The sequence below is a fragment of the Streptomyces sp. NPDC054956 genome, from assembly GCF_053609185.1.
Genome location: NZ_JBSGXB010000026.1, coordinates 35,507 through 43,677, shown reverse-complemented (window position 1 = coordinate 43,677; position 8,171 = coordinate 35,507). Strand labels below are relative to the sequence as shown.

General features: G+C 70.5%; 9 protein-coding genes. 7 read left to right on the top strand and 2 right to left on the bottom strand.

The genetic code is table 11. The annotated features are described in order from the left end of the window. Nucleotides 1-2: 2 nt before the first annotated feature. Nucleotides 3-1,232: an acyl-CoA dehydrogenase family protein gene (locus ACWGDE_RS07950; RefSeq protein WP_453388128.1), complete on the bottom strand. Its 1,230-nt coding sequence runs from the start codon at nt 1,230-1,232 to the stop codon at nt 3-5. 183 nt (nt 1,233-1,415) lie between these two features. Between ACWGDE_RS07950 and ACWGDE_RS07945 the strand changes: the two genes are divergently transcribed. Continuing rightward, the gene (locus ACWGDE_RS07945; protein ID WP_453388127.1) at nt 1,416-2,060 is read left to right on the top strand and encodes a TetR family transcriptional regulator; all 645 of its coding nucleotides are present in this window, start codon (nt 1,416-1,418) and stop codon (nt 2,058-2,060) included. A gap of 74 nt (nt 2,061-2,134) precedes the next feature. On the opposite strand, the gene def is transcribed toward ACWGDE_RS07945, so the two are convergent. Further along, complete coding sequence (def, locus tag ACWGDE_RS07940) at nt 2,135-2,698, bottom strand: peptide deformylase (RefSeq protein WP_453388126.1); 564 nt, start codon at nt 2,696-2,698, stop codon at nt 2,135-2,137. 123 nt (nt 2,699-2,821) lie between these two features. Between def and ACWGDE_RS07935 the strand changes: the two genes are divergently transcribed. The 6 genes from ACWGDE_RS07935 to ACWGDE_RS07910 all read left to right on the top strand — a co-directional run bounded on the left by ACWGDE_RS07935 (nt 2,822) and on the right by ACWGDE_RS07910 (nt 8,107). After that, a complete protein-coding gene (locus ACWGDE_RS07935; RefSeq protein ID WP_453388125.1) occupies nt 2,822-4,060 on the top strand; it encodes a MurT ligase domain-containing protein in 1,239 nt (412 codons plus the stop codon). Between the two features lie 19 nt (nt 4,061-4,079). Next, nucleotides 4,080-4,808, top strand: coding sequence for a type 1 glutamine amidotransferase (locus ACWGDE_RS07930; protein WP_453388124.1), 729 nt, complete (start codon nt 4,080-4,082; stop codon nt 4,806-4,808). A 190-nt stretch (nt 4,809-4,998) separates the two neighbouring features. Beyond that, the gene (locus tag ACWGDE_RS07925; RefSeq protein ID WP_453388123.1) at nt 4,999-6,027 is read left to right on the top strand and encodes a 6-phosphofructokinase; all 1,029 of its coding nucleotides are present in this window, start codon (nt 4,999-5,001) and stop codon (nt 6,025-6,027) included. 138 nt (nt 6,028-6,165) lie between these two features. Beyond that, the gene (locus tag ACWGDE_RS07920; RefSeq protein WP_453388131.1) at nt 6,166-7,095 is read left to right on the top strand and encodes a cytochrome c oxidase assembly protein; all 930 of its coding nucleotides are present in this window, start codon (nt 6,166-6,168) and stop codon (nt 7,093-7,095) included. Between the two features lie 32 nt (nt 7,096-7,127). Continuing rightward, complete coding sequence (locus tag ACWGDE_RS07915; RefSeq protein WP_453388122.1) at nt 7,128-7,286, top strand: hypothetical protein; 159 nt, start codon at nt 7,128-7,130, stop codon at nt 7,284-7,286. A 110-nt stretch (nt 7,287-7,396) separates the two neighbouring features. Next, nucleotides 7,397-8,107 (top strand): lysophospholipid acyltransferase family protein, encoded by a 711-nt coding sequence (locus tag ACWGDE_RS07910; protein WP_453388121.1) that lies wholly within the window; start codon nt 7,397-7,399, stop codon nt 8,105-8,107. Nucleotides 8,108-8,171: the final 64 nt, after the last annotated feature.

The window sequence follows — 8,171 nt, the reverse complement described above, 5'->3', positions numbered from 1 at the left end:
CCCTAGCGGATCGGCATCCCGGAGAGGGTCCGGGCGATCACCAGGCGCTGGATCTCGCTGGTTCCCTCGAAGATCGTGTAAATGGCGCTGTCACGGTGCATGCGCTCCACCGGGTACTCGCGGGTGAAGCCGTTGCCGCCGAGGATCTGCACGGCCTGGGCGGTGACCTTCTTGGCGACCTCGCTCGCGAACAGCTTCGACATCGAGCCCTCCGCCGAGGTGAAGGGCTTGCCCGCGACCGCCATCCAGGAGGCGCGCCACACCAGCAGCCGGGCCGCGTCGATGGAGGTCCGCATGTCGGCGAGCTGGAAGGCGACGCCCTGGTTGTCGATGATCGGCCGGCCGAACTGCGTCCGGGTCTTCGCGTAGTCCAGCGCCACCTCGTACGCGGCGCGCGCCGTACCGACCGCCATGGCACCGACGGCCGGCCGGGAGGCCTCGAAGGTGGCCATGGCCGCGTTCTTCACCCGCTCGCCGCCACCGGCCCTGGCCCGCTCGTGGGCCCGCGCGAGGCGCTCGTCGAGCTTCTCCTTGCCGCCCAGCAGGCAGGAGCCGGGCACGCGCACGTCCTCCAGGACCACCTCGGCGGTGTGGGAGGCGCGGATGCCGTGCTTCTTGAACTTCTGGCCCTGGGAGAGGCCCGGGGTGTTCGGCGGCACGATGAAGGAGGCGTGGCCCTTGGTGCCGAGCTCGGGGTCGACGACGGCCACGACGATGTGGACGTTGGCGATGCCGCCGTTGGTCGCCCAGGTCTTGGTGCCGTTGAGGACCCACTCGTCCTTGGCCTGGTCGTAGACGGCGCGGGTGCGCATGGCGCCGACGTCGGAGCCGGCGTCCGGCTCGGAGGAGCAGAAGGCGGCGACCTTCACGTCGTCGGGGGTCCCGTACATCTGCGGGATCCAGGTGCCGATCTGCTCCTCGGTGCCGTTGGCGACCACGCCGATGGCGGCGAGCCCGGTGCCGACGATGGACAGCGCGATGCCCGCGTCGCCCCAGAACAGCTCCTCCATGGCCATCGGGATGCCGAGGCCGGTGGGGTCGAAGAACTGCTGGGCGTAGAAGTCCAGCGAGTAGATCCCGACCTTGGCGGCCTCCTGGATGACGGGCCACGGAGTCTCTTCGCGCTCGTCCCATTCCGCGGCGGCGGGACGGATCACGTCGGCGGCGAAGCCGTGGATCCAGTCGCGTACCTGCTTCTGGTCGTCGTTGAGCTCCATGGTGAACTCCGCCATGTCCCCTCCAGCTTTCGTGCAGATGGTTACTGCTGGTAACCCCAACAGCGACACAGTCTGTTACCGGCCGGTAAGCACTGTCAAGCAGCACCGATGCGGGCCGCCGGTGAGATCGCCCGAGTGCGCGGAGTGTTACGTTGCGTGGGCGTCAGGACATCGCAAGGGCGGGGAGTGAGACACGTCATGGAGACCACACAGCAGACGGGCGAGCCGGGAGCGGCCGAGCGCCGGCGGCGCGAGCTGCTGGAGGCGGCCGACCGGGTCGTCCTCAGGGACGGCCCCAAGGCGTCCATGAACGCCATCGCGGCCGAAGCGGGCATCACCAAGCCGATCCTCTACCGCCACTTCGGCGACAAGGCCGGCCTCTACCAGGCCCTCGCCGTCCGGCACACGGACGCCCTGCTCGACTCGCTGCGCGCGGCGCTCGACGCCCCGGCGGAGCGGCGCAGCCGGGTCGAGGCCACCCTGGACACCTATCTCGCCGCCATCGAGGCCCGGCCGCAGGTCTACCGCTTCCTCATGCACCCCGCCGAGGACTCCCAGGCCACCGAGCGCGGCTTCGACGTGGGCCTGCACTCGGCCCCGCTGCTGCGCCGCCTCGGCGAGGAGCTGGCGCAGGTGATCGGCGAGCGCGTGGACCTCGGCCCCGGCGGCGAACGCCTGGCCCGCGTGTGGGGCCACGGCATCGTCGGCATGATGCACGCGGCGGGCGACTGGTGGCTCGGCGAGCGCCCCTGCGAACGCGCCGAACTCGTCAGCGGCCTGACCGACCTCCTGTGGGGCCGCCTGGCCACGGCGGGCAACCGCCTGGACGGCCCGGGCTTCTGAGCAATTACAGCCCCGCCGGCGTTTGAGGCGCGGGGTCCGGGGCGGAGCCCCAGGTACCCCGGCCCCGCCGGGCCTCACTCCCCCAGCGCGTGGATCCCGGCAGCACCCCAGTCCGTCTTGCGGATCTGCTTGCGCAGCTTGCGCGCACGCAGCCCCGTAACCCGCTCCGCGTAAACGACACCGTCCAGATGATCGCACTCGTGCTGCAAGCAACGGGCGAAGAACCCGGTCCCCGAAACCCGCACCGGCGCCCCGTCCGAGGTGACCCCTTCCACGACGGCCTCGTCGAAGCGGGCCGTCGACGCCTCCAGCCCCGGCAGGGACAGGCATCCCTCGGGCCCGGCGAACTCCTCCCCCTCGGCGGAGACCAGCCGCGGGTTGACGATGTGCCCGACGTGGCGGACGTCCTCGTCGTCGGGGCAGTCGTAGACGAACACCCGCTGCCCGACGCCGATCTGGTTCGCGGCGAGGCCGACGCCCTGGGCCGCGTACATCGTGGCGAACATGTCCTCGATGAGCCGGTCGAGGGCCGGGCCGAACTCGGTGACCTCCGCGCAAGCGGAATGGAGCACCGGGTCGCCCAGCAGGCTCATGGTGCGGACGATGCCGGAGGTACCGGGGATGGGGCGCTGTCGCATGGCCGTAAGGGTACGACGGGCGACTATATGAGGAGATCTTCGGCGGACCGGGGGCGCCGCGGTCGGGGCGCGGGCAGGTACTGGATAGGCTGGGGGCGACCGACGCAAGGAGGACAAGGGACGATGGCAGGCAACACAGAGCCGCTTTCGCCGCGGGCCAAGCTGGCCGTGACGGCGGGCAAGGCCGCGGCGGCGGTGTCGCGGGCCGCGGGACGCGGAAGCGGATCGGTGATCGGAGGCAAGGTCGCGCTCAAGCTCGACCCCGATCTTCTCGGCGCGCTGGCGCAGCATCTCGACGTCGTCCTCGTCTCGGCGACGAACGGCAAGACCACGACGACCCGGCTGATCGCGGAGGCCCTGCGGGCCAGCGGTCCGGTCGTCTCCAACGCGCTGGGCGCGAACATGCCTGCGGGCATCACCTCCGCCCTGGCGGGCGGTTCGGACGCCCGTTACGGCGTCATCGAGGTGGACGAGAAGTACCTGGCCGGAGTGGCCCGGGACGTCACCCCCAAGGTGATCGCCCTGCTCAACCTCTCCCGCGACCAGCTGGACCGCGCCGCCGAGACCCGCATGCTCGCGGAGAAGTGGCGCGAGGGCCTCTCGGGCTCCAAGGCGGTCGTCGTCGCGAACGCGGACGACCCGCTGATCGTCTGGGCCGCCTCGTCCTCGCAGAACGTGGTGTGGGTCGCGGCCGGCCAGGAGTGGAAGGACGACGCCTGGTCGTGCCCCTCCTGCGGTGGCGTCATGCAGCGCCCGGGCGACGACTGGTACTGCGGCGAGTGCGGTTTCCGGCGTCCCACCCCCAGTTGGGTGCTCTCCGGCGACCACGTGCTCGACCCGCACGGCAGCGCCTGGCCGATCAACCTGCAGCTGCCGGGCCGCGCCAACAAGGCGAACGCCGCCACCTCGGCCGCCGTGGCCGCCGTCTTCGGCGTTCCGCCGCAGGTCGCCCTGGAGCGGATGTACCAGGTGCAGGCCGTCGCCGGACGCTACGACGTGGTGGGCTTCCAGGGCCGCGAACTGCGGCTGCTGCTCGCGAAGAACCCGGCGGGCTGGCTCGAGACGTTCTCCCTGATCGATCCCCCGCCGACCCCGGTGATCCTGTCGGTGAACGCGCGCGGCGCGGACGGCACCGACACCTCCTGGCTCTGGGACGTGGACTACACGCGCCTGGCCGGCCACCCGATCTTCGTGATCGGCGACCGCAAGCTGGACCTCGCGGTCCGCCTCGAGGTCGCGGGCCTGGACTTCCGGGTGTGCGAGACCCTCGACGAGGCCGTGCAGCTGGCGCCGCCCGGCCAGATCGAGCTGATCGCCAACTACACCGCCTTCCAGGACGTGCGCCGCCGCGTCGGCAACTAGTACCCATAAGGACAAGAGCATGAGCGACAACAGCCTGCGTCTGGTGTGGGTCTACCCCGACCTGCTCAGCACGTACGGAGACCAGGGCAACGCCCTCGTCGTGGAGCGCCGGGCCCGTCGGCGCGGCCTGGACGTGCAGCGCGTGGACGTGCGCAGCGACCAGCCGATCCCGACCTCCGGCGACATCTACCTGATCGGCGGCGGCGAGGACCGGCCGCAGCGCCTGGCCGCGGAGCGGCTGCTGCGCGACGGCGGTCTGGAGCGTGCCGTCGCGAACGGGGCGATCGTCTTCTCCGTCTGCGCCGGCTACCAGATCCTGGGCCGGGAGTTCGTCAACGACGTCGGCCAGCGCCAGGAGGGCCTCGGCCTGCTGGACGTGGTGACCGTGCGCGGCGAGGGCGAGCGGTGCGTCGGCGACGTCCTCGCGGACATCGACCCGCAGCTCGGCCTGCCGCAGCTGACCGGGTTCGAGAACCACCAGGGCGTCACGCACCTCGGCCCGACGGCCAAGCCGTTCGCGCACACCCGGCTCGGCCGGGGCAACGGCACCGGCGACGGCACCGAAGGCGCGTACAACGACACGGTGTTCGGCACGTACATGCACGGCCCCGTGATGGCGCGCAACCCGCAGATCGCGGACCTGCTGCTGAAGCTGGCGCTCGACGTGAACGCCCTGCCGCCCATCGACGACCGCTGGTACGAGGCGCTGCGCGCCGAGCGGATCGCGGCGGCGACCCAGCCGGCTTGATCTCCCGGCCCGCTGCCGTCCGGCCCGGATTCCCCGAGGGGATCCGGGCCGACGTGTTTTCGTACGACTGACCTGACCAGCATGTGGAGGATGGTTCAGTCCACCGGGGATCGACTTGTAGGGTGCAGGGTAGTTCCAACCGGACGACGTGGTCCGGTCGTCGGCCCACGTTGCAAAGGTCCTTCCTGCCATGCGCATAGGTGTGCTCACTTCCGGAGGCGACTGCCCCGGCCTCAATGCCGTCATCCGCTCCGTCGTGCACCGTGCCGTCGTCGACCACGGCGACGAGGTCATCGGTTTCCACGACGGCTGGCGCGGCCTGCTGGAGTGCGATTACCGCAAGCTCGACCTGGACGCCGTGAGCGGCATCCTGGCCCGGGGCGGAACCATCCTGGGCTCTTCCCGGGTCCAGCCCGCCCATCTGCGCGACGGCGTGGAGCGGGCCCGCGGGCACGTCGCGGACCTCGGTCTGGACGCCATCATCCCGATCGGCGGCGAGGGCACCCTCAAGGCCGCCAACCTGCTCTCGCAGGGCGGGCTGCCGATCGTCGGCGTCCCGAAGACCATCGACAACGATATCGCCTCGACCGACGTCACCTTCGGCTTCGACACCGCCGTCGGCGTCGCCACCGAGGCACTGGACCGGCTGAAGACCACCGCCGAGTCCCACCAGCGCGTGATGGTGGTGGAGGTCATGGGCCGCCACACCGGCTGGATCGCCCTGCACTCGGGCATGGCGGCCGGCGCGCACGCGATCGTCGTACCGGAGCGCCCCTTCGACATCGAGGAACTGACGGCGATCGTCGGCGAGCGCTTCTCGCAGGGCAAGCGGTTCGCGATCGTCGTGGTCGCCGAGGGCGCCAAGCCCGCCGAGGGCAGCTCGATGGCCCTCGAGGAGGGCGGCACCGACATGTACGGCCACGAGCGGTTCGCCGGCATCGGCAACCGGCTCGCCGTCGAGCTGGAGGACCGGCTCGGCAAGGAGGCCCGTCCGGTCATCCTGGGCCACGTCCAGCGCGGCGGCACGCCCACCGCGTACGACCGGGTCCTCGCCACGCGCTTCGGCTGGCACGCGGTCGAGGCGGCGCACCGCGGCGAGTTCGGGATGCTGACGGCGCTGCGCGGCACCGACATCCGGATGGTGCCGCTCGACGAGGCGGTTCAGACGCTCAAGACGGTCCCGGCCGAGCGGTACGCCGAGGCGCAGAACGTTCTGTGATCTTTCCCCCCTTTTGCGTGTCACTCCCTTAATGGACGCCCCCGGACGATTTCCCGTCCGGGGGCGGCATTACTGTGGTGGAGCACCGCAGTCAAGGGAGTGAAGAGATTGAGTTACCTCGCGCACGCCGGCATGGACATGGACATGGACCTGCCTCCCTTCACCCTCGGGCGCGGGCTGGAGTTCTCCTTCGACGCCTTCTTCCTGATCGGCTCGCTCGCGGGTCTCGCCCTGTACGGGTGGGGCGTGCTGCGGCTGCGCCGGCGCGGGGACTCCTGGCCGGTCGGCCGGACGGTCGCCTTCACCATCGGCGTGCTGAGCGTGGCCCTGGTGATGTGCACCAAGCTGAACGACTACGGCATGGTCATGTTCAGCGTGCACATGATCCAGCACATGGTGATCAGCATGCTCAGCCCGATCCTGCTGCTGCTGGGCGCGCCCGTGACGCTGGCGCTGCGCGCGCTGCCGCCGGCCGCCCGCGGCCACAGGGGGCCGCGCGAACTGCTGCTGATGCTGCTGCACAGCCGCTACATGAAGGTGGTCACCCATCCGGTGTTCACCATCCCCATGTTCATCGCGAGCCTGTACGGCCTCTACTTCACCCCGCTCTTCGACTTCCTGATGGAGTCCAGGACCGGGCACATCGCGATGATGGTGCACTTCCTCGCCGTCGGCCTCTTCTTCTTCTGGCCGATCATGGGCGTGGACCCCGGTCCGCACCGCCCCGGCTACGTGATGCGCATGCTGGAGCTGTTCGCCGGAATGCCCTTCCACGCCTTCTTCGGCATCGCGCTGATGATGGCGAGCGAGCCGATGATCAAGACGTACGCGAACCCGCCGGCCTCCCTCGGCATCGACCCGCTGCTCGACCAGCAGTGGGGCGGCGGCATCGCCTGGGCCTTCAGCGAGATCCCCTCGGTGCTGGTGCTCATCGCGCTGGTCTACCAGTGGTACCACTCCGAGCAGCGGGCCGCGAAGCGCTCCGACCGCTCCGAGGAGCGCAGCGGGGACCAGGAGCTGGCGGCGTACAACGCATATCTCGCCTCGCTCCAGGCGCGTGGCCAGTAGCGCCGGAGCCCCTTCCCGCGCCACCATGGGGTATGACCGGATCCGTGAAGGCGATGGCAGTGATGACCTTCGCCGCTCTGGTGGCGATCGCCACGTACTCGGTGGCCCTGGGCAGTAACGGCTGGCTGTGGTTCGGCTGGGTCGTGCTGGGGCTGCTGACCGCCGGAATGGCGGCTTCGCGCAGCGCCTGAGTTTCGCGCGGCGTCCGGGGCCTTCCCGCAGCGTCCGGGCCCGGAGGCCCCACCGGGCCTGACCGTCCGTAAGATGTCCGTGACAACGGGATGTCGACGGGAGCGGCCTGGTGTTCTACCACTTGCTCAAGCACGTGATCCTGGGGCCGCTGCTGCGGCTGCTGTTCCGGCCCCGGATCGAAGGACTCGAGAACATCCCCGAAGAAGGGGCCGCGATCATCGCGGGCAACCACCTGTCCTTCTCCGACCATTTCCTGATGCCCGCGATCCTCAAGCGGCGCATCACCTTCCTCGCCAAGGCCGAGTACTTCACCGGTCCCGGCGTGAAGGGGCGGCTCACGGCCGCCTTCTTCCGCAGCGCCGGGCAGATCCCGGTCGACCGCTCCGGCAAGGACGCGGGTCAGGCCGCGCTCCGCGAGGGGCTCGGGGTGCTGGCCGAGGGCGAGCTGCTCGGCATCTACCCGGAGGGCACCCGCTCGCACGACGGGCGGCTTTACAAAGGGAAGGTCGGAGTAGCAGCGATGGCGCTGGGCGCCAAGGTGCCCGTGGTGCCGTGCGCGATGGTCGGCACCTTCGAGATCCAGCCGCCCGGTCAGAAGATCCCCAGCATCCGCCGGGTCACGATCCGCTTCGGCCGGCCGCTGGACTTCTCCCGGTACGAGGGGATGGAGGGCGAACGGTCCGTGCTGCGGGCCGTCACCGACGAGATCATGTACGAGATCCTCGCGCTGTCCGGCCAGGAGTACGTGGACCGGTACGCGGGCGAGGTCAAGGCGGAGGAGGAGGAAGCACGGAAGAAGGCCCGGCGCAGGACGCGCTGAGCCTTCTCCCGTGCGGTGTGGCGCGTGCGGTGTGCGGCACTGAGCCGCACACCGCGCCGGCCGG

Excerpts from the sequence above, each read along its gene's own strand:
- ACWGDE_RS07950 (WP_453388128.1), bottom strand. The coding sequence starts at position 1,232 with ATGGCGGAGTTCACCATGGAGCTCAACGACGACCAGAAGCAGGTACGC.
- ACWGDE_RS07945 (WP_453388127.1), top strand. The coding sequence starts at position 1,416 with ATGGAGACCACACAGCAGACGGGCGAGCCGGGAGCGGCCGAGCGCCGG.
- def (WP_453388126.1), bottom strand. The coding sequence starts at position 2,698 with ATGCGACAGCGCCCCATCCCCGGTACCTCCGGCATCGTCCGCACCATG.
- ACWGDE_RS07935 (WP_453388125.1), top strand. The coding sequence starts at position 2,822 with ATGGCAGGCAACACAGAGCCGCTTTCGCCGCGGGCCAAGCTGGCCGTG.
- ACWGDE_RS07930 (WP_453388124.1), top strand. The coding sequence starts at position 4,080 with ATGAGCGACAACAGCCTGCGTCTGGTGTGGGTCTACCCCGACCTGCTC.
- ACWGDE_RS07925 (WP_453388123.1), top strand. The coding sequence starts at position 4,999 with ATGCGCATAGGTGTGCTCACTTCCGGAGGCGACTGCCCCGGCCTCAAT.
- ACWGDE_RS07920 (WP_453388131.1), top strand. The coding sequence starts at position 6,166 with ATGGACATGGACCTGCCTCCCTTCACCCTCGGGCGCGGGCTGGAGTTC.
- ACWGDE_RS07915 (WP_453388122.1), top strand. The coding sequence starts at position 7,128 with ATGACCGGATCCGTGAAGGCGATGGCAGTGATGACCTTCGCCGCTCTG.